The 18,145-nt window shown below is 64.4% G+C and carries 20 protein-coding genes; 13 read left to right on the top strand and 7 right to left on the bottom strand.

Going from position 1 to position 18,145, the window contains the following annotated elements; translation table 11 throughout:
* Nucleotides 1-12: 12 nt before the first annotated feature.
* The 3 genes from ACMDCR_RS23270 to ACMDCR_RS23260 form a co-directional block, all read right to left on the bottom strand.
* The gene (locus ACMDCR_RS23270) at nucleotides 13-1,026 is read right to left on the bottom strand and encodes a substrate-binding domain-containing protein (RefSeq protein ID WP_413988905.1); all 1,014 of its coding nucleotides are present in this window, start codon (nucleotides 1,024-1,026) and stop codon (nucleotides 13-15) included.
* Nucleotides 1,027-1,089: 63 nt separating this feature from the next.
* Complete coding sequence (locus ACMDCR_RS23265; protein WP_413988904.1) at nucleotides 1,090-1,989, bottom strand: sugar phosphate isomerase/epimerase family protein; 900 nt, start codon at nucleotides 1,987-1,989, stop codon at nucleotides 1,090-1,092.
* A 7-nt stretch (nucleotides 1,990-1,996) separates the two neighbouring features.
* Nucleotides 1,997-3,019 carry a Gfo/Idh/MocA family protein gene (locus ACMDCR_RS23260; RefSeq protein WP_413988903.1) on the bottom strand — a complete coding sequence of 341 codons (1,023 nt, stop codon included), beginning with the start codon at nucleotides 3,017-3,019 and terminating at the stop codon, nucleotides 1,997-1,999.
* Between the two features lie 171 nt (nucleotides 3,020-3,190).
* Here ACMDCR_RS23260 and ACMDCR_RS23255 point away from each other — a divergent pair, with 171 nt between their 5' ends.
* The 3 genes from ACMDCR_RS23255 to ACMDCR_RS23245 all read left to right on the top strand — a co-directional run bounded on the left by ACMDCR_RS23255 (nucleotide 3,191) and on the right by ACMDCR_RS23245 (nucleotide 5,030).
* On the top strand, nucleotides 3,191-4,213 hold the full coding sequence (locus ACMDCR_RS23255) for a LacI family DNA-binding transcriptional regulator (protein ID WP_413988902.1): 1,023 nt from the start codon (nucleotides 3,191-3,193) through the stop codon (nucleotides 4,211-4,213).
* Between the two features lie 189 nt (nucleotides 4,214-4,402).
* A complete protein-coding gene (locus ACMDCR_RS23250; RefSeq protein WP_413993697.1) occupies nucleotides 4,403-4,585 on the top strand; it encodes a type II toxin-antitoxin system HicA family toxin in 183 nt (60 codons plus the stop codon).
* A gap of 40 nt (nucleotides 4,586-4,625) precedes the next feature.
* Nucleotides 4,626-5,030 (top strand): type II toxin-antitoxin system HicB family antitoxin, encoded by a 405-nt coding sequence (locus ACMDCR_RS23245; RefSeq protein WP_413988901.1) that lies wholly within the window; start codon nucleotides 4,626-4,628, stop codon nucleotides 5,028-5,030.
* 90 nt (nucleotides 5,031-5,120) lie between these two features.
* On the opposite strand, the gene ACMDCR_RS23240 is transcribed toward ACMDCR_RS23245, so the two are convergent.
* Both ACMDCR_RS23240 and ACMDCR_RS23235 read right to left on the bottom strand, forming a co-directional pair.
* A complete protein-coding gene (locus ACMDCR_RS23240; RefSeq protein ID WP_413988900.1) occupies nucleotides 5,121-6,491 on the bottom strand; it encodes a glutamate--cysteine ligase in 1,371 nt (456 codons plus the stop codon).
* A 142-nt stretch (nucleotides 6,492-6,633) separates the two neighbouring features.
* A complete protein-coding gene (locus ACMDCR_RS23235; protein ID WP_413988899.1) occupies nucleotides 6,634-7,377 on the bottom strand; it encodes a 16S rRNA (uracil(1498)-N(3))-methyltransferase in 744 nt (247 codons plus the stop codon).
* A 119-nt stretch (nucleotides 7,378-7,496) separates the two neighbouring features.
* Between ACMDCR_RS23235 and ACMDCR_RS23230 the strand changes: the two genes are divergently transcribed.
* Complete coding sequence (locus tag ACMDCR_RS23230; protein ID WP_413988898.1) at nucleotides 7,497-8,051, top strand: hypothetical protein; 555 nt, start codon at nucleotides 7,497-7,499, stop codon at nucleotides 8,049-8,051.
* A 13-nt stretch (nucleotides 8,052-8,064) separates the two neighbouring features.
* A complete protein-coding gene (gene ubiA, locus ACMDCR_RS23225) occupies nucleotides 8,065-9,021 on the top strand; it encodes a 4-hydroxybenzoate octaprenyltransferase (RefSeq protein ID WP_413988897.1) in 957 nt (318 codons plus the stop codon).
* Nucleotides 9,022-9,105: 84 nt separating this feature from the next.
* Here the strand turns inward: ubiA and ACMDCR_RS23220 are convergent, their stop codons facing one another.
* The gene (locus tag ACMDCR_RS23220; RefSeq protein WP_413988896.1) at nucleotides 9,106-9,468 is read right to left on the bottom strand and encodes a bleomycin resistance protein; all 363 of its coding nucleotides are present in this window, start codon (nucleotides 9,466-9,468) and stop codon (nucleotides 9,106-9,108) included.
* Nucleotides 9,465-10,340: a ChuX/HutX family heme-like substrate-binding protein gene (locus tag ACMDCR_RS23215; RefSeq protein ID WP_413988895.1), complete on the bottom strand. Its 876-nt coding sequence runs from the start codon at nucleotides 10,338-10,340 to the stop codon at nucleotides 9,465-9,467. Before ACMDCR_RS23215 ends, ACMDCR_RS23220 begins: the two co-directional genes overlap by 4 nt.
* Nucleotides 10,341-10,606: 266 nt before the next feature.
* Between ACMDCR_RS23215 and ACMDCR_RS23210 the strand changes: the two genes are divergently transcribed.
* Genes ACMDCR_RS23210 through ACMDCR_RS23175 form a run of 8 tightly spaced genes read left to right on the top strand, consistent with a single transcriptional unit; the run spans nucleotide 10,607 to nucleotide 18,131 of the window.
* Nucleotides 10,607-12,724, top strand: coding sequence for a TonB-dependent hemoglobin/transferrin/lactoferrin family receptor (locus ACMDCR_RS23210; protein WP_413988894.1), 2,118 nt, complete (start codon nucleotides 10,607-10,609; stop codon nucleotides 12,722-12,724).
* Between the two features lie 11 nt (nucleotides 12,725-12,735).
* Entirely contained in the window at nucleotides 12,736-13,608 is an 873-nt protein-coding gene (locus ACMDCR_RS23205; RefSeq protein WP_413988893.1) for a heme/hemin ABC transporter substrate-binding protein, read from the top strand.
* A 3-nt stretch (nucleotides 13,609-13,611) separates the two neighbouring features.
* Nucleotides 13,612-14,682 (top strand): FecCD family ABC transporter permease, encoded by a 1,071-nt coding sequence (locus tag ACMDCR_RS23200; protein WP_413988892.1) that lies wholly within the window; start codon nucleotides 13,612-13,614, stop codon nucleotides 14,680-14,682.
* Nucleotides 14,679-15,485, top strand: coding sequence for an ATP-binding cassette domain-containing protein (locus ACMDCR_RS23195; RefSeq protein WP_413988891.1), 807 nt, complete (start codon nucleotides 14,679-14,681; stop codon nucleotides 15,483-15,485). Before ACMDCR_RS23200 ends, ACMDCR_RS23195 begins: the two co-directional genes overlap by 4 nt.
* A 10-nt stretch (nucleotides 15,486-15,495) precedes the next feature.
* A complete protein-coding gene (locus tag ACMDCR_RS23190) occupies nucleotides 15,496-15,915 on the top strand; it encodes a hypothetical protein (RefSeq protein WP_413988890.1) in 420 nt (139 codons plus the stop codon).
* 22 nt (nucleotides 15,916-15,937) lie between these two features.
* Complete coding sequence (locus ACMDCR_RS23185; RefSeq protein ID WP_413988889.1) at nucleotides 15,938-16,609, top strand: MotA/TolQ/ExbB proton channel family protein; 672 nt, start codon at nucleotides 15,938-15,940, stop codon at nucleotides 16,607-16,609.
* Nucleotides 16,606-17,055 (top strand): ExbD/TolR family protein, encoded by a 450-nt coding sequence (locus ACMDCR_RS23180; RefSeq protein ID WP_413988888.1) that lies wholly within the window; start codon nucleotides 16,606-16,608, stop codon nucleotides 17,053-17,055. Before ACMDCR_RS23185 ends, ACMDCR_RS23180 begins: the two co-directional genes overlap by 4 nt.
* Nucleotides 17,052-18,131, top strand: coding sequence for a TonB family protein (locus tag ACMDCR_RS23175; protein ID WP_413988887.1), 1,080 nt, complete (start codon nucleotides 17,052-17,054; stop codon nucleotides 18,129-18,131). The genes ACMDCR_RS23180 and ACMDCR_RS23175 overlap by 4 nt, the downstream gene beginning before the upstream one ends.
* Nucleotides 18,132-18,145: the final 14 nt, after the last annotated feature.

Raw genomic sequence — 18,145 nt, 5'->3', positions numbered from 1 at the left:
TGTGAGCCTCGCTCAACGCAGCCCCTGGCTGGCGAGGTCGGCAACGTTTTTGTAGTTGTCGGGCGTCACGAAGCCGTTCCCGGTATCGACGCTGACCGGCGACAGGCCGTAGACAATCTGCTGGCACAGGCTCAGGATCGGCATGTAGCCCTGCTGGAAAGGCTGCTGGTCGGCGGTGAGCTGCACCCAGCCGTCCTTGAAGGCCTCGACGATCTGCGGGCTGGTGTCGAAACCGATATTGATGATCTCGCCGGGTTTCTTGCCAGCCGCCTGCATGTAGGTGGCGGCATTGCCGAGTTCCTGGCCGCCTGGATAGACGATCGCCTTGGCGGTCGGGTTCGCCTGGACGGTGGCGGTAATCACTGGAATGGCGAGGTTGGGGTCCGTGGCCCATTCGGGCGGGGAATTGAGGCGCACCACCTTCACGCCGCCCTTCTCGAGTGCCTTGGCGGTGCCTTCCTCGCGGGCACCGCGGGTGGAATCGTCGAAACCTCCAAGCACGATGGCAACGTCGCCGGCCTTCAGGCCGAAGCGGTGCAGAATTTCTTCGCCCAGGGCGCGACCCTGCGGCTCCTGCTGGGCGCCGACATAGGCGCTGCCGAATTTGGCCTGGGCCGTCGGCACCGGCACGTTCTGATAGATCATCCTGATGCCGGCGGCTGCGGCGTCCTCTGCCAGTGGCAGGATGGCCGCATCGCCCGGATGGCCCATCATGGCAATGCCGTCGGGCTTGGCCGCGACAGCCTCACGCAATTGCTGCGTCATCTGTTCCTGCGACCAGCCGGAAAAGACATATTCGACCTGGGCGCCCGTATCGTTGGCGGCCTGGCGCGCGCCATTATAGACGATGGTGCCGAAAGCGTCGCCCTCTGCGCCGCCAACGAAGAAGCGGATATGGACGTTGCCGCACCACTTGTCGCGCACGACGTCGGCAGCCGAGGCGCCGGTGGTGGCAGCCACGCCCGAGAGTAGGCCGAGAAGCAGGCCGGCGTTCCGCATGGCCTTCGAAACAGTCAGTTTCTTCATGATTTCTTCCCTCTATTGATCGGGCTTTCCGCCCTTTCTTGATCGTTTAGTCCAGATGCCGTGTCAGTTCGGGTTGACGATGATATCGGCGCCCCCGCGCGCTTGCTTGAGATGGTTGAGCGCGAAGACCTGGCCTGTCATCTCCAGCTCGTTGCGGTAGACGGGATCGTGCCAACCCTCGATGTCGATGGTGCCTGCATAGCCCGCCAGCCGCAGCTCGCCGAGGATGCGCGTCCAGTCGCTGTCGCCGAAGCCGGGCGTGCGCATCTGCACGAAGGCATGCTTGCCGAACACGCCATGTTCGCGGATCACGTCCCAGCGCACGGTGGCGTCCTTGCCGTGGACATGGAAGATCTTCGGCGCCCATTTGCGGATCTGCGGCAGGGGATCGATGAGATAGACGAGCTGGTGGCAGGGCTCCCATTCGAGGCCAAGATTGTCGGCCGGCAGAGCGTCGAACATCAGCTCCCAGGCGTCGGGATTATGGGCGATGTTCCAGTCTCCGCTCGCCCAGTTGCCGTCCATGGCGCAGTTCTCGAAGGCGAGGCGCACACCCTTGTCGTCTGCGCGGCGACTGAGTTCGCTCCAGACCTGCCTGAAGCGCGGCAGGCTTTCCTCCAGCGGGCGGTTGCGGATGCGCCCCGTGAAGCCGGCGATCGTCTTGGCGCCGAACAGATGCGCATTGTCGATCAGCGCCTTCCAACCCTCCAGCGTGGCGATATCGAGCTCCTGCTCCTCCAGGGGATTGCCGAACATGCCGAGCGTGTCGATCACCACATCCGCATCGTCGATGGCGTCGCGCAACTCGCCGGCAAGGCGCGGCAGGTCCTTGTTCATCACCTGCCAGAAGAAGGGCTCGATGCTCTCGAAGCCATGCGGCAGGATCTGTCGGACATAGCCTGCGGGATCCGGCGCATTGGCCTTGATCATGGTGCCGACACGGATGCTTTTCAGAGCGGACATGGCTTTCTCAGACTACGAGTTCGATGGTCCGGCCCTGGCCGGCGCTTTCGATAGCGCCGAAAACCATGGCGAGGCTGCGTATGTTTTCGTGTCCCACCGTCTCCGGTTCCGAACCCGAGCGGATGGCGGCAACGAAATCTGTAAGGACGCCACGGTGCCCACCGACCTTGTCCCCGGGCGCGGGAGCGGGCACGGCAATCGGGGTGAGGGACGCCAGCAATTCGGTGCGCTCGCCCGGCACTTCGGCGCGGATATCGTCATGCCCGTCCCAGGCAATTGAGCCTTTTGTCCCCACGATGCGCCAGGCGCCTTCCCAACTGGTGCGGATGCCCTCCGCCGCCCAGCTGCCGCGATAGGTGAAGAGGGCGCCGTTCGGCAGATCGAAGCAGGCGAGCGCGGAGGAGCCCTGCCGATACCATGAGGATTTTGGGTCCCATTCGCGGCAGTAGACCTTCGTCGGTGACAGGCCAGTCATGCAACGCATGGCGTCGAAGGCGTGGATGGCCATGTCGAGCAGCAGCACATGATCCATCTCCTCGCGAAAGCCGCCGAAATGCGGCGCGAGGAAGAAGTCCGCATGCACGCTGGTGATATCGCCGATGGCACCGGAGGCGACGAGCCTGGCGATGCGGCGGATGGCGGAGAGATAGCGCCGGTTCTGCACGACGGCATGGATGCGGCCCGCCGCGGCAGCCCGTTTCAGCAGGTCGCGCGCCTCCTCCATCGAATTGGCCATCGGCTTTTCGCTCAGCACGTGGCAGCCCGCGCCCAGCGCTTCGGCTACGACGTCGTGGCGGGCGGAAGGCACCACCACGTCGAACAGAATGTCGGGCTGCGTCTTCGCCAGCAGGGAAGAGAGGTCGGCGGTCGTGATGGCGTGGGAGAGATCGAATTCGGCGGCGCGCCCTTTTGCCCGTTCTTCGTCGAGATCGGCAAGGCCGACGATGTCGAGGTCTTCGATGCCGGCGGCGGCCTGCAGCCAGGCGCGGCTCATCGCACCGCATCCGATGAGGACAGCCCTCAAGCGCATCGCAAACCTCCCTTGACGACGGTCAGCGGGTTTTGTCCGCTTGATTTCCGTAAACGTTTACGGAAGTTATTATCGTGATAAAATCCTGTCAAGAGTTGTTTGAGTTACGCTCATCATGCAATGACAACGGGTGTGGGGCGGAATTGCCGCCGCACGCAGGGAGGAAGGGCCTTGATCGGCATACGCGAGCTCGCTCGTCATCTCGACATCTCGATCGGCACGGTGTCGCGGGCCCTCAACGGCAAGGCGGACGTCAACGCTGAGACGCGCAAGCGCGTGCTGGAGGCGGCAAGCACACTCGGCTATGCGCCGAACCAGTCCGGCAGGAGCCTGCGCAAGGGCATGACGGGTCTGGTGGGCGTGATCGTGCCGAGCGATCCGGAACAGACCCTGGTCGATTCGGTTTTCGCAGGCGTGCTCAACGGCCTGCGCCGCTTTCTGTCGGGGCAGGGGCTCGATCTCGCCATTTTCCTCTATGTCGAGGCTGAGGAGGATGCCTTCTCCGTACTGCGGCGGATCGCCGGCCGTCGGCTGGTCGATGCGCTGATCATCTCGCAGACACTGCGCAGCGACCCACGGATCGACTATCTTCTCGGCACGTCGCTGCCCTTCGTTGCCTTTGGCCGCAGCGAGCTGGAAGCGGATCACGCCTTTGTCGACATGGATTTCGACGCGGCCGTGAAGGGAGCGCTCGAGCGCCTCGCGGCCCTCGGCCATCGGCGGATGGCCGCCCTCGTACCAGCGGGCGAACTCAATTACAGCCATCTCATCGCCGAACAGTTCAAGGCTACCTTGGACCGGCTCGGACTGCCGCACGAGGCTGGCGCGGTCCATCGCTGCAGCCGCGGCGAGAGCGGCGGCTATGAAGCGGCAGACGCGCTGCTGGCGGAGCCGGATGTTCCGACGGCCGTCATCACCGCCGACCGCAAGCTCGCCATCGGCCTCTACAAGCGGCTGAACGAGGCCGGGCTGACGCCGGGCCGGGACATGTCGGTGATCTGCGTCAATTGCGACGCACAGGCCCAGTTCCTCTCGCCGGTGCTGTCCTCCTACCAGGCCGATCTGCCGATGCTTGGCCAGGAGCTCGGCAAGGCCTTGCAGGCGGCGCTGGCGGAGGCCAAGACGGGCCTGCCGGTTGCGGAGTTCCCGCGGATCCTGATGCCGATGCGCTATGTGGAGGGGGGAAGTCTGTGAGCGCGATAGGCCCTTATCGCCATCTTCGCGGGCGCGGTGTTCGCAGCTCAACTCCGCTTGCCAGGACAAGCTGAGAGACTCCGGCAGATGGATTGAAAGAAGGGCTCTCGTGTGTATATTTGTACACACTTTCTCCTGGCGCCGAACCCATCAATATGTGTATTACCCCCCAATCGACGAGTACGCGTGATGGAGAGAGACTTACGAAAGATCCGGCAGCGGCTCGAAAATGAGGGCTGGATCGCACGGAACGACGGAGATCATATGGTCTACACCCATGCCGAGAAGAAAGGTCGGGTCGTCGTTCCGAAGGGGCGGGGCGACCTGCCAAGCGGGACAGCCCGGAGCATTGCAAAAGCCGCTGGCTGGTAGCCCGCTCGGTCGTTACCCGTAAGCGTTTCTGGAGGACGACATGACTATGTACATAGCGGTGCTTGAGAAAGAGCCCGGCACGCTCTGGAGCGTATATTTTCCTGATCTTCCCGGCTGCACTTCGGCCGGCGAAACGGCACAGGAAGCGAGCAACGGCGCGGTTGCGGCCTTGCGTCTGTGGGCGGAGGACGCTCTTGACAAGGGCGAGACCCTGCCCGCTCCCCGCAGCGTTGACGAGATCGCCGCGGAAATGGAAGCCGATGGCATCAAGGGCACACTCTTTGCCGCGCCTTTGCTCACCAACGCTGCGCGCCTGGTGCGCGTAAACATTTCGGTGCCCGCCGATGCCCTCGAGGCGATTGACGAGGCCGCCAAGCGCCACGGCATGGCCCGCAGCGCCTTTCTCACCGCTGCCGCGCTCGAAAAGATCAAGCAGGTGGCATGAGGCAGGGAGGCCGCAGCCGCCTCGCGGCCACCTGTCTCCTGTCTTGTGTGGGGAACGGGCCCCGCAATCGCTATCTCCTGCGTTGTCCTCTCAATACGCCTTCTCATCGAAGATCGGATCGATCCTGCCGCCCCATTCACCCTCGTAGCGGGCCAGCATGGCTTCGGCGGAGGTCACGCCACTCTCCACGATCTCATCGAGGCCTTCGAGGAAATGCTCCTCGGTACGCCCTTCCCAATCTTCGATATTGCGCGCTTTCAGCCCCTTGCGGGCGATGGCGAGCGTGCGAAGGGCGATATCGCGGACGGTCTCGTTTCGGAACGGTGTCTTCAGGGCCTGGCGGCTGACGCAGTCGCGCAGGGCCTGGCGCTCGGCCTCGTTCCAGTCCTTGACGAGATCCCAGGCGGCTTCCAGCGCATCAGTGTCGTAGAGCAGGCCTACCCAATAGGCCGAGAGGCCAGCGAGCTTGGAGGTGGGACCGGCATCGGCGCCGCGCATTTCGAGATAGCGCTTGAGGCGCACTTCCGGAAAGAGCGTGCCGAGATGGTTTGCCCAGTCCGACATGGTGGCATACTCGCCCGGTAGTTGCGGCAGCTTGCCGGCGAGGAGATCACGGAAAGAGCGGCCGGAGACGTCGTGATAGGTGTCGCCGCGCTTGACGAAATAGAGCGGCACGTCGAGCGCCCAGTCGACATAGCGCTCGAAACCCATGCCGTCCTCGAAAGCGAAAGGCAGCATGCCGGTGCGGTCCAGATCGGTGTGGCGCCACACCTCGGAGCGCATGGAGAGGAAGCCGTTGGGCTTGCCATGCATGAAAGGGGAGTTGGCGAAGATGGCGGTGGCGATCGGCTGCAGTGCCAGCGAGATGCGCAGCTTCTTCACCATGTCGGCTTCGGAAGAGAAATCGAGATTCACCTGCACGGTGGAGGTGCGGTACATCATGTCGAGACCCATGACGCCGACCTTCGGCATATAGTTCGTCATGATCTCGTAGCGCCGCTTGGGCATCCGCGGCGTCTGCTCGCGCGTCCACACCGGCGACATGCCCAGGCCCAGGAAGCGGATGCCGAGTGGCCCGCCGATCTCGCGCACCTGGGCAAGATGGGCATGGATCTCGGTGCAGGTCTGGTGGATGGAGTGCAGCGGGGCGCCCGACAATTCGAACTGGCCGCCCGGCTCCAGCGAGATCGCGCCGCCGCCGGTGACGTCGAGCATGCCGATGATGTTTTCGCCTTCCATGATCGGCTCCCAGCCGAGCATGGCCTGCATCCCCTCGAGCAAGGCGCGGATGCCGTTTGGCCCCTCATAAGCCACGGGCTGGTGGCTGCCGGCACGGAACGGAAATTTCTCGTGCTCGGTGCCGATCTTGAATTGGGACTGTGGCTTGTTGCCCTTTTCGATCCAGGCGACCAATTCGTCGCGCGAGGCAATTGGGGTTGAATCGATAACGTCGCGGGCCATGAGGGAAACCTTGCAAAACGGCGCGGACCATAGACACAGCCATGCGACATGACAATTGCGGCCGTCCGCGCGACACGCCAAAAAGACGACAAATCCGATTCAGGCTGTCGATTTTTGGATCGGTGAAGCTTCGAGGCGAATTTCAGGCGGCCCGCCAGTCGCCGTGGGCGGCCTGAATGAGTGCCAGGGCCGCCACGGCGGCGGTGTCGGCGCGCAGGATGCGCGGGCCGAGCGAGAGGCGGGTGTGGGAAAGGACGCGGGCGATCGCCTGCCGCTCGGCGTCCTCGAAGCCGCCTTCCGGGCCGATGAGAACGGCGACAGGCCCCTTCGGCATGGCGGCGAGGGTGGCGAGCGGATCGGCGAGGGCCGCACTTTCGTCGCAGAAGACGAGATGCACGGCCGGATCCCAGTTCTCGATCAGGCGCAGCAGGTTCTGCTCGGGCATGACGTCGGGCACCGAGATCACGCCGCATTGTTCGGCGGCCTCGATGGCGTTGGCTTGCATCCGCTCAAGATTGACACGCGAGACCTGCGTGCGGCGGGTGATCACCGGCTCGATGGTGCCGACGCCCATCTCCACCGCCTTCTGGACCATGTAGTCGAGCCGGGCGTGCTTGAGTGGTGCGAACAGCCACCGCAGCCCGGGTCGCGGCGTCTGGGGCCGCGTCTGCGCCTCCGCCACCAGGCTGACGCGTTTGCCCTCGATGGTGACGGTAGCTGCGAACTCGCCCTCGCGGCCGTTGAACACCAGGATGCGCTCGCCCGCTTTCAGGCGTAGTACATTGGCCAGGTAATTCTGCTGCGTCTTGTCGAGCGCGATCGCCTGGCCCTCGCTGAGGGGGGAATCGACGAAGAGCCGGACCGAAAGAAAATCATAGGCCGCCATGCCATCGCCTCACATTACCTGGATTTCAGGGTGCAATCGTGCCTTCAAGCTGCCCTGAACTTGCGAGATCAATAGTTCCTCTGTATCGAGAGTTCACCTTCAATCTCGCGGATGTCCTCATGTTGCGTCTTGTATCGGTCTCCCTCTTCGCCGGCGCCATGCTGGCGGCGGCACCCGTTGCAGCTCAGGAGCAGCCGGCCCAGCAGCAGCCGGCCCAGGGGCAGCCGGTCCAAGATCAGCCGGTGCAAGGTCAACCGGCGCAACAGCAGGCGCCCCAGGCACAGGCGGCCCCGATCGGCAACGAGTTTTGCAGCAAGGATCTGCAACCAATGCTCGGTCGTCGCGAGGAAATAGCTAAGCTACTGCAGGGCATCAATAAGCGTCCGAAGCCCAAGACTTTCGAACAGCTGAAGCGAAACTTCAATGACTTCTGCGGCAATCTGGGCACCTATATTGCCAATGACCAGAAGATGCTGGACTACATGACGAAGAACAAGGACTTCTGTGCGATTACTGACCAGAACATCCAGCAGATCACCACGGATATGAAGCAGACCCAGTCGACTCGCACCCGCATCTGCTCGCACCCGCCGCGCCAGCAGGTGGCGCCCGAGGCCAAGGGCCCCGGTGGCCAGGCCATACCGAAGCCGCCGGTCAATCTGCGCTTGCAATAGTGGGCCAGGCGTGATGGCGCCGCTCTCCGCCCAGGCCGGTACGCCGGACAAGGTTGCCGATGCACCGGCCGGCAACTGGGTTGATCGCTACGCGCCGGCCTTCCTGCGGCCTTTCCTGCGCCTCTCCCGGGCCGATCGACCGATCGGCGGCTGGCTGCTGATGTGGCCGTGCTGGTGGTCTGCGGCGCTGGTGGCGCTGCATCACGGCAGAGCCGGCCAGGCGCTCTGGCATCTCTTTCTCTTCCTCGTTGGCGCCTTCGTGATGCGCGGCGCCGGCTGCACGCTCAACGACATCGTCGACCGTGATATCGACGGGCAGGTGGAACGTACGCGCTCGCGTCCAATTCCTTCAGGCCAGGTCAGCACCAAGGCGGCGGTCGCCTGGCTGGGTCTGCAAGGACTCGTTGGTTTCGTCGTTCTCTTGCAGTTCAACGCTTATGCCATCGGGCTCGGCATCGCCTCGCTGGCTGTGGTGGCCGTCTATCCCTTCATGAAGCGAATCACCTCTTGGCCGCAAGCAGTGCTTGGCGTTGCCTTTTCATGGGGCGCGCTGATGGGCTGGGCCACCGTGACCGCCAGCCTGGCTTGGCCTGCGGTGCTGCTTTTCATCGGTTCGGTGCTGTGGGTGATCGCCTATGACACCATCTACGCCTGCCAGGACAAGGAAGACGATGCGATCGTCGGGGTGCGTTCCACCGCCCTGCTGTTCGGCGAGCGGGCGAGACTGGCGGTCGGCGCCTTCTATGCCGGCTGCGTCGTGCTGTTCGCCCTGGCGCTCGCGCTGAACGATGCCTCGCCGTTGTCTTTCCTCGGCCTTGCCGGCTTTGCTGCCCATCTCGCCTGGCAGGTCATGCGCTTCGACCATCGCGACGGGGCGCTCTGCCTCGAAGTCTTCCGCTCCAACCGCAATGCGGGCGCGATCCTTTTCGCGGGCCTCGTCGCGGACTGCTTGTGGCAGTGGGCATTCTAAGAGGAGTGGCGGTCTCCGGCCGCCATTCTTCGAAACGAGACGTTTGCAGGAGAGACAGGTGGCGGTCTGAGACCGCCACTCCTTCTAAACCCCTTCCGAAAAACGGATCAGGTTGCCGTGGCAGTCGGTGATCGAGAACTCCCGCGTGCCCCAGGGTTTGTCCTCCAGATGGCCCTTGCGGGGCACGATGTTCAGCGCGCTGAAATCAGCATAGAGCGCGCTTATGCCGGTGACTTCGAGCCAGCAACTGGTGGCCTGCGGCACGCGGCGGTTGCCTGTGAGCCAGAAACTGAGGCGCACGCCGTCGCGATGCAGAAGCAGGAACGAGATGTCGCCGTGCAGCACCTCGAAACCGAGGCGGGCATAGAAGCCGATGGTTTCCTCGAAGCTGAGCGAGGCGAGTGTCGGTATGGCGCCGGTCAGGCGCGCGGTCGCGGCCTGGTTCATGCTGCCACCGCCTTTTCAAGGATGCCGCTCCAGGTGCCCCGCTGTTGCGCCGTCGCCTCCGGGCTCACCGTGAGCCGTGCGGCTTCCCCACCGCCCGCCAGATGAAGGATGACGCCGGCATTATCGCCGCGATCCAGCCAGACCGTCGCGAGGCCGCTCTGGTTGAGATGCCAGTCGAAACCGGGATCGAGGACGTTGAGCCAGGGACCCATCCGCGCGATGCGGATCAGCGGGCCGCGATGGCTTTGGCGGACACCGTGATTGGCAACCTCAAGCATTATGGGGATTGCGTTGGCCGCGATGGCCTCGAGAAGCGCCTGCAGATCGACAGGCTGGTGCGCGGGCGCTGGGGAACGGGTGATCGCGGGGCGCGCGAACGGCATGGCCCGGACATCGTCGGGCCAGGCGAGTTCCGCCAGCAGCCGCGCGAAGGCGGCATGATCGGCCTTGTCGCGTGCATAGATCTTCCAGAGCGCCGTTCCGGCGGCGTCGAAGAGCTGGATGCTGCGCAACGCGCCCTTGGGGCTGGTGTCTTCGACATGGAAGGCGTGCGCCACCGAGGAGGACAGCAAGCTAAGGGCGAAACCCTCACCTTCGAAATGGAACCGGCCCTCCTGCTCGACCCCAACGTCGAAAGCGATGTCCTTTTCATGGACGGCGGCCTCGTTCCTGACCAACGACATGACGGTACCGAGGTGCGGCAAAGCGGCGCAGAGCCTGTCTGTCCGTGCCGCCAGGCGGGCCACGCCTTCGCCGATGCGGGTTTCCAGCAAGGCGGCCTCCGATACTCCCAATTGGGCTGCCGCATCGCGGATCCGCAATCCCGACTGGGCTTCCCGCAAGGTCTGCCAGCGCTGTTTCAACTCACTCATTTCCCTGTCTTCTCCAAGTTCTCAGCAGTGCAAAATAGAAATATTCAAAACTGGGCTTTACTCCTCGTCCTCGCGATTTAGAATAAAGTAAAACTGCACCAATTGTATCAATAAAATCACATATTAAATCGCTTGACTCACTTAGATTGCTGCTCAAAATCGCAAAAATTGTATGAAACGGCGCTTGCTTGCACAAGATAAATTATCTGCAACGCAGTTTTGAATAGTTTTACGTTACGGGGCTTGAAATGGGTGGGGTGAATTCCATGCGCAGTCGCAGTCGGGCGACGGTGGCGGCGCTTGCTTTGGTTGTGGCGGGGGGCGGCATGGCGCGTGCTCAGCAGGTGCCGAACGATCAGCCGATCAATGTCTCCAATGACACGATCGTGCTGGACGAACTGTCCTTCACGGTAAGCAAGACCCCGCAGCGCCTGATCGACACGCTGGGCGGCGTCAGCCAGGTTACCCAGGCCGACATCGACCGTGCCCAGCCCTCGACCGTCTCCGACCTTCTTCGCACCGTGCCCGGCGTCAGCACGCAGGTCAGCTCCAACGACCCGGCGCAGTCGATCAATATTCGCGGTCTGCAGGATTTCGGCCGTGTCAACGTGCTCGTCGATGGCGCAAGACAGGACTTTCAGGTCTCGGGCCACAACGCCAACGGCAGCTTCTATCTCGACCCGGAATTCATCAACAATATCGATATCGTGCGCGGGCCGATCTCCAACATCTACGGTTCCGGCGCCATCGGCGGCGTGGCCTCCTTCACCACGCGGGGAATCGATTCCATCCTGGCGCCGGGTGAGAGATGGGGTGTCGAGCAGAAGGTCGGCGTGAGCTCAAACGGGCTCGGTGCCTTCACATCGACCTCGGCCGGCTACCGCTATGGCGACATCGCCGACATCTACGGGCAGTTCCTCTATCGCGACCAGGGCGATTACCGCGACGGCTCCGGCGACAGGGTGCGCGACAGCGGCTCGAACAATTTCGGCGGGCTGTTCAAGTTCAACTACCACCCCGGTGATGGGCAGACGGTCAGCCTGAGCGCACTCAGCCAGAAGTTCGACTACTCGAACTTCGGCACCAGTGATGAGGGGTCGCGCTGGCGCAACAACGTGGTCACATCGACCTTTACGGCGGGCTACAAGTTCGAGAGCCCTGACAATCCGCTCATGAACTTCAACTCCAAGGTCTATTATTCACAGACCGACTACCACCAGACGCTGGTGGCGCCCGATGCCACCTACGCGGCGCTCGGCGCAGTGCCGGGCGACAAGCTGTTCGATCGCATCGGCACCTTCGGTTTCGATGTCTACAACACCTCGCGCTTCACCACCGGCGCCTTCAATCACACGCTTACCTATGGCTTCGACGCGGCCTTCGACAGGGTGACGACGGAGGACCACGCGGGCGGGTATGTCTCGGCATTGACGCCCTCCGGCGACCGGCATCTCCTCGGCGCCTATGTGCAGGACGAAGTACGCTACGGCGACTGGCTGCGGGTACAGGGTGGGCTGCGCTTCGACAATTACGGTCTGTCGGGCGGTGGTTACAGCTCGAGCGGCAACCATCTCTCGCCCAAGATCACGGTTGGCGTGACACCGATCAAGGGGATCGAGCTTTACGGCACCTATGCCGAGGGTTATCGCGCGCCATCCATCACGGAAACCCTGATCGCGGGCACGCACCCCTTCCCAGCCTTCGACATCATGCCGAATCCGAATCTGCGTCCCGAGGTCGGCCACAACTTCGAGGCCGGCACGAATCTCAAGTTCGACAACGTCTTCCGCCAGGGGGACTCATTCCGAGGCAAGCTGACGGGCTTCGTCAACAATGTGGACGACTACATCGATCAGGCCAATGTGGAGCCCGGCACGCTGGTCTGCTTCATCCCTGGGCTGCCCTTGAACATCTGCCAGAACATACCTGGCGCCACGGGCGTGTTGCCGGCCATCCAATACGTCAATATCGCACGAGCCCGCCTGATGGGTGTCGAGCTGGAAGGGGCCTATGACTGGGGTGGCGGCTTCGTCTCCATGGCCGGCTCCCATACCAATGGCAAGAACCTCGATACCGATCTGCCGCTGAACACCGTGGCACCCAACAAGGTCAGCGGCACGCTCGGCCTGCGCTTCCTCGAGGATCGCCTGACCGTCGGTTCGCGCGTCACCCTCGTCGGTGCGACCTCGAAGCGGGTTGACACTCCCAGTGGCGGCTACGGCCTCGTCGATGTCTTCGCGAGCTACAAGTACAACGACAATGTCAGCGCGAATTTCGCCATCGATAACCTCTTCGACCGGCGCTACCGAGCCTTCCTCGACTCCGCCAACTCTCCGGGCCTGGCCGCCAAGTTCTCGCTCACCGTCAAGCTGGCTGGCAAATGAGGAGGACTGACATGCGCGACTTCAACCCCAGCCGCCGCTTCGTTGTCACGGGTGCGCTGGCCTTGCTGGCGCTTCCCGGCGCCGCCCTGGCCCAGGCTGACCGGCACATCGTGTGCGCCGGCGCCGATGTCACGGAAATCGTGGCCGAACTTGCCGGCGTGGAGGCCATAAGGGGTGTCGACACCACCTCTCACCTTCCGCCGGAGGTCAGGAAGCTGCCCTCGATCGGCTATCTCCGGCAGATCTCCGCCGAGGGCATCCTATCGCTGCGGCCCGATATCCTGATCGCCAACCGCGATCTGGGCCCCGTCAATGCCATCGAGCAGATGCGCAGCGCAGGCGTGCGTATCGAGATCATCGACTTTCCCCTGAGCGCGGAAGGGATGATGGCCAAGGTGCGCCATATCGGCGGGTTGCTCGCTCGCGAGAAGCAGGCCGAGCGTCTCGCCGCGACTGTCGCCGCCGGCACGGCCGACCTGGCGCGGCGGCTGGAGGGCATCACCCGACGGCCGACGATCGGCTTCATTCGCGGCCTCGACGGCGGCACGCCGCTCGCCGGTGGCCGGATGGGACTGGTGGACGCGACCTATGCGCTCGCCGGCGGCAGCAATGCCTTCGGCGATTTCACCTTGTTCAAGCCTGTCTCGCGGGAAGCGCTCGCCGCCTCACCCCCGGATTTCATCGTGGCGGATGAGGGCAGCGTGGCAGCGGCGGGGGGTGCCGATGCTTTCATCGATCAGCTGGGCCTGACCGCGGCCTTTGCCGGCCATCCTGAAAGGCTGGTGGCCGCGGATCTCGCAATCCTGTTCGGCTTCGGGCCCTCGGGGGTGAAGGAAATCACGGCCCTGGCCCGCAAGCTGCATCCCGACCGTTTCGTGGGCTGAGACATGAGCTTGATGCAAGCAGAGAGCCCCGCCAATGAAACGGCCCTGCCGGAGTGGCTTTCGCCGCGGCAGCGCGAGCAATGGATGCTCGTTGCGCTGGCGGGCCTGCTCTTTGCGGCGCTGATGGCAGGGCTGATGCTTGGCGGCCTGCGCATTCCTCCATCGGCCTGGTTCGGGGCAGGGGAGGACAGCGCCTTCTATTCCGGCATTCTTGTCAATATACGCCTGCCACGCGTGCTGCTGGGGGGCCTCGTGGGGGCGGGGCTGGCGCTTTCGGGCGCCAGCCTGCAGGCCCTGTTCCGCAACCCCCTGGCCGATCCGGGGCTGACGGGAGCGGCCTCCGGCGGCATCCTGGCCGTGGTCGCCGGCATCGTGCTGATCGACATGTGGGGCGGTGCAATCGGCCACCGCCTCGGTCCTTATGCCCTGCCGCTGGCGGCGGCGCTTTCGTGCTGCCTTACAACGCTCGTCACCTATGTGCTGGCGCGCGACCGCGACGGCCATGTCGATATCGCGAACCTGTTGCTCGCCGGGGTTGGCATCAACGCCCTGGCGATGGCGGTGATCGGCCTGTTCGTCAGTATTGCCGACGATGCGCAGTTGCGCTCGATCCAGTTCTGGATGATGGGCTCTCTCGCCGGTGCCAACTGGGTCGCGGTCGCAGCCACCCTTCCGATCCTGGCCATCGCGGCATTGACGCTGTCGCGCCAGGCCCGGGCGCTCGATGCCTTCACGCTCGGCGAGGGTGAGGCTTTTCTCGCCGGTGTGGACACGCTCCACCTCAAGCGCATCGTCATCGGCGCGACGGCGCTGGCCATCGGCGCCTCCGTCGCCTTCACCGGCCTGGTGGGCTTCATCGGCCTTCTGGCGCCCCATTGCGCCAGGCTGCTCGGCGGCCAGCGCTACCGCTATGTCCTGCCGGCCTCCGCTTTGCTGGGGGCGGCACTCGTGATCTTGGCCGACGCCGTGGCGCGCATGGCAATCTCGCCGGCCGAACTCCCGATTGGCGTCGTCACCAGCCTGATCGGCGCCCCGGCCTTCATCGCTATCTTGCGGAGGGCACAGCGCGGATGAGCCTTCTTGTCAGCAATCTCACGGTGGAACGCCGCGGCCGAACTGTCCTGCGCAATGTCTCCTTCGAGGCGCGGCAGGGCAGGGTGCTGGTCGTGATGGGACCGAACGGTGCCGGCAAGACCACGCTGCTCGGCGCCATTGGTGGCCTGCTTCGCCCGGCGGATGGGCGGATCGCCTTCGCCGGCCAGGCTCTGCACTTGCTGCGGCCCGAGGCGATGGCGGTTTGGCGTGCCTACATGGCGCAGCATTTCGAGACGCCCTTTGCCTATGGCGTGGAGGACATCGTCGGCCTCGGCAGGCTCTGTCATGCCGGTACGTCGCGGGCCGCGCAGGACGAGGCCGCCATCGCGTCCGCGCTCGCCAGGGCCGATCTCAAGGCCTTCGCCGGGCGCGCCGTCACCACACTGTCGGGCGGCGAGCGTCAGCGTGTCGCCTTTGCCAAGGCTCTGGCCCAGATTCACGACCGGGCTCTATCCGGCAAGCCGCATCTGGTGATCCTGGACGAGCCGGTTTCGAGCCTCGACCCCGAGCACCAGCATCGCCTGCTCGGCGAAGCGCGGAAGCTGGCGGGGGGCGGGGCCACGGTGGTGGTGACTTTGCACGACCTGACGCTGGCCTCGATCCATGGCGATGACGTTCTCCTGCTCGACCGGGGCGGGGCGGTAGCGCATGGCGCCATGGCGGCTACCCTGACGCCCGCCCTCATCCGCCAGGTTTTCAAGGTGGAGGTCGCCAGTGCGCCGCAGGAGGCGGGCGAGGTCATCCTGCACGCCATCGCCCAGAGCCATAATCAAGCTGTGTGAAAGAACACTCATGAAGAAACTGCTCGCCTGCCTTTCGATCGCCGCCGCCATGCTAGTTCCCGTGCCGGCGCTCGCCGCGGACCTGTCGATCGACCTCAACAGGCTCGAGACCCAGAACGGCAATTGCCGGCTGACCATGGTTGTCGTCAACGCCCGTGCCGCCGCAGCGCAGAGTCTGCGGGCCGACCTGGTGATGTTCGGCCTGGACGGTGTGGTGGCCAAGCGCCTGGCTGTGGATCTCGGCCCGGTGCCGGCGAGCAAGACCATCGTCAAGGCCTTCGACGTTGCCGGGCTCGCTTGTGACGGCATCGGCAGCATCCTGCTCAACGACGTACCTGCCTGCCAATTCGCCGGCAACACGGAACCGCCATCGGCCTGCCTCGACATAGTCAACGTCACCTCCAAGGCGAGCGCCAAGTTTTTCAAATAGATCCTTTTGAAGCGAGATCGTCATGACAGAGACCGCCACGCATTTTTCCTTCGTGAATCTGCTGCTCAACGCCGACCCGGTGGTGAAGGCGGTCATGCTGATCCTCGTGGTCGCCTCGGTGCTGTCCTGGGGCCTGAGCTTCGAGACCATTAGGCGCCAGGCGCGGCTGCGCGGCTTCCTGCGCCAGGCCGCGGCCAAAGGACTGGTCGGCGCGCCAGTATTGGCGCAGACACTGCTGATCGGCGGCCGGCAGTCGGCGGATCTCGGCGTCCCAGGCGAGACGGGCGGCGAATATCGCGCCAGGATCGAGCGGGCGATGCGCGAGGTGGCTGGCGGGTTGATCGGCGCCAGCGATGCCGGCCTTTCCGTGCTCGCAACCGTCGCCGCCGTCGCGCCTTTCGTCGGCCTGTTCGGCACGGTGTGGGGCGTGATGAATTCCTTCTCCGCCATTGCCGGCGCCAATGATACCTCGCTTGCCACCGTCGCCCCCGGCATCGCCGAGGCCCTCTTCACCACGGCGCTCGGCCTGGTGGCCGCCATTCCGGCGCTGATTGCCTATAATCGCCTGTCGCAGGGGATGGCCGGCCTCGGACGCCAGTTCGAGCAGATCCTGCGCCGTGAAGCCGAGCTGATGGCCTCGCGCCGCGGCGCGCCGGTCACGGCGGCGACCGATTACCGGGAGGCTGCGGAATGAGCTTTTCGCTGCAGGATCCAGAAAGTACCGATGGCCTGCGCGGCCCAAAAGCTGTGGCCGACATCAATGTGACGCCCTTTGTCGACGTCATGCTCGTGCTGCTGATCGTCTTCATGGTCACCGCGCCCATGCTGGCGGCCGGGGTGAAGGTGAACCTGCCCAAGGCGAGTGGCGTGGCGGCGCTGCCGCCCGCCAAGGAGCCGCTGGTCATTTCGATCAAGGCTGATGGCAGCATCTTCGTTGGCAGGGAGGCCTGCAACGGCGCGGATTTCGATGCCGCCATAAAGGCCCGGCTTGCCGAAGATCCGACGGTGATCGCCCATATCAGGGCCGATGCCAGCGTACCCTATGAAAAGGTGCTCGACACCATGGCCGCGCTCAGCCGCGACGGCGTCGGTCGGCTCGCCTTCATCGGCAAGGCGGACAAGGCGGCAGCGCAACCATGATGGCGGCCGAGATCTTTCGGGACTGGCGGGCGGGCATGATCGCCGGCGCGACCGTGCTGCACCTGACGGCGCTGGCGGGTGCCTGGGCCTTGATGCCGCCGGGCACGGAGACGCGCCTCAACCGGCCGATCGAGGCCTCCTTCGCCCCTGCGCCCTCCTCGGATGCGGTGAACATGAACAGCGCGCCTCTGGCGTCGGAGGTGGTCTCGACCAACACCGTGACCGAAGCGGCCGAACTGGAAGACACGGCCTCGGTGGTGCCGCCCGATGCGGTGAAGACCGATACTTTTTCACCCGACCAGCAGCGGAGCGCGAGGCCCGATGCGGTCGCCATTCAGGCGAGTCCGCCAGTTCCTCAGTCTGCGGTTTCGCCCGATGAGGCCATGCTCGAAGCGGCAACCGAGAGGGTGGTGCCCGAGCAGGCATCGCCTCCGGCTGCGACCGCGACGCCGCCACAACAGATGGCGGCCTTGGCGCCGGATGTGCTGACCACGGCCAGCCCCGACGACAACCTCGCTGTGCCACTCATGTCGCCGTCCGTCGAGCCCGCGCAGGATGCCCCGGACTCGCCTTCCGTGCCTGCGGTCGAGAAGCCCAAGCCGCAGAAGCCGGAACAGCCCAAGAAGGTCCGCGAGCTGAAAAGGAAGACGGAGCCATCTGCCAAGTCGGCCCCTGCCAAGACGCAGCCCCAGGAGAGCCGCTTCGCCAATCTGGACACAACGACGAAGATCAAGCGGGTGCAAAAGGGTGGCCAGGGGTCTATCTCCGACATCGGCATGGCCGACGATGCCCGTATCAGCGGTGCGTCGGTGCAGGCCTACGCGGCCATCCTGCGTGCTGCCGTCATGAGCCGGATGAGGGCCATGGGTGACATCGGCTGCCAGGGCGGCGCACATGTGAAAGTCGGCGCGGTCATTTCGGCGCAGGGTAGGATCAGTTCAGTCAGGTTGATGGGCGCATCAGGCGACTCGGCCCTCGACAGGGCAGCCTTGAGTGCCGTGCGCTCCGCCTCGCTGACCGCACCACCTCCGAAAGCCGTTCCGGCCATTATTCCGCTGTCTTGTCCACGAAGCTGAGCTCAGAACACTAG

The organism is Labrys okinawensis (assembly GCF_047345005.1).
Lineage (GTDB): Bacteria > Pseudomonadota > Alphaproteobacteria > Rhizobiales > Labraceae > Labrys > Labrys okinawensis.
This window is presented reverse-complemented; position numbering and strand designations above follow the sequence as displayed.

Bases quoted from the DNA above. Each gene is read 5' to 3' on its own strand.
- ACMDCR_RS23240 (WP_413988900.1), bottom strand. From the start codon at position 6,491: ATGGCCCGCGACGTTATCGATTCAACCCCAATTGCCTCGCGCGACGAA.
- ACMDCR_RS23205 (WP_413988893.1), top strand. From the start codon at position 12,736: ATGCGCGACTTCAACCCCAGCCGCCGCTTCGTTGTCACGGGTGCGCTG.
- ACMDCR_RS23215 (WP_413988895.1), bottom strand. From the start codon at position 10,340: ATGAGTGAGTTGAAACAGCGCTGGCAGACCTTGCGGGAAGCCCAGTCG.
- ACMDCR_RS23265 (WP_413988904.1), bottom strand. From the start codon at position 1,989: ATGTCCGCTCTGAAAAGCATCCGTGTCGGCACCATGATCAAGGCCAAT.
- ACMDCR_RS23210 (WP_413988894.1), top strand. From the start codon at position 10,607: ATGCGCAGTCGCAGTCGGGCGACGGTGGCGGCGCTTGCTTTGGTTGTG.
- ACMDCR_RS23195 (WP_413988891.1), top strand. From the start codon at position 14,679: ATGAGCCTTCTTGTCAGCAATCTCACGGTGGAACGCCGCGGCCGAACT.
- ACMDCR_RS23190 (WP_413988890.1), top strand. From the start codon at position 15,496: ATGAAGAAACTGCTCGCCTGCCTTTCGATCGCCGCCGCCATGCTAGTT.
- ACMDCR_RS23180 (WP_413988888.1), top strand. From the start codon at position 16,606: ATGAGCTTTTCGCTGCAGGATCCAGAAAGTACCGATGGCCTGCGCGGC.
- ubiA (WP_413988897.1), top strand. From the start codon at position 8,065: ATGGCGCCGCTCTCCGCCCAGGCCGGTACGCCGGACAAGGTTGCCGAT.
- ACMDCR_RS23175 (WP_413988887.1), top strand. From the start codon at position 17,052: ATGATGGCGGCCGAGATCTTTCGGGACTGGCGGGCGGGCATGATCGCC.
- ACMDCR_RS23250 (WP_413993697.1), top strand. From the start codon at position 4,403: ATGGAGAGAGACTTACGAAAGATCCGGCAGCGGCTCGAAAATGAGGGC.
- ACMDCR_RS23200 (WP_413988892.1), top strand. From the start codon at position 13,612: ATGAGCTTGATGCAAGCAGAGAGCCCCGCCAATGAAACGGCCCTGCCG.
- ACMDCR_RS23270 (WP_413988905.1), bottom strand. From the start codon at position 1,026: ATGAAGAAACTGACTGTTTCGAAGGCCATGCGGAACGCCGGCCTGCTT.
- ACMDCR_RS23260 (WP_413988903.1), bottom strand. From the start codon at position 3,019: ATGCGCTTGAGGGCTGTCCTCATCGGATGCGGTGCGATGAGCCGCGCC.
- ACMDCR_RS23220 (WP_413988896.1), bottom strand. From the start codon at position 9,468: ATGAACCAGGCCGCGACCGCGCGCCTGACCGGCGCCATACCGACACTC.
- ACMDCR_RS23245 (WP_413988901.1), top strand. From the start codon at position 4,626: ATGACTATGTACATAGCGGTGCTTGAGAAAGAGCCCGGCACGCTCTGG.
- ACMDCR_RS23185 (WP_413988889.1), top strand. From the start codon at position 15,938: ATGACAGAGACCGCCACGCATTTTTCCTTCGTGAATCTGCTGCTCAAC.
- ACMDCR_RS23235 (WP_413988899.1), bottom strand. From the start codon at position 7,377: ATGGCGGCCTATGATTTTCTTTCGGTCCGGCTCTTCGTCGATTCCCCC.
- ACMDCR_RS23230 (WP_413988898.1), top strand. From the start codon at position 7,497: ATGTTGCGTCTTGTATCGGTCTCCCTCTTCGCCGGCGCCATGCTGGCG.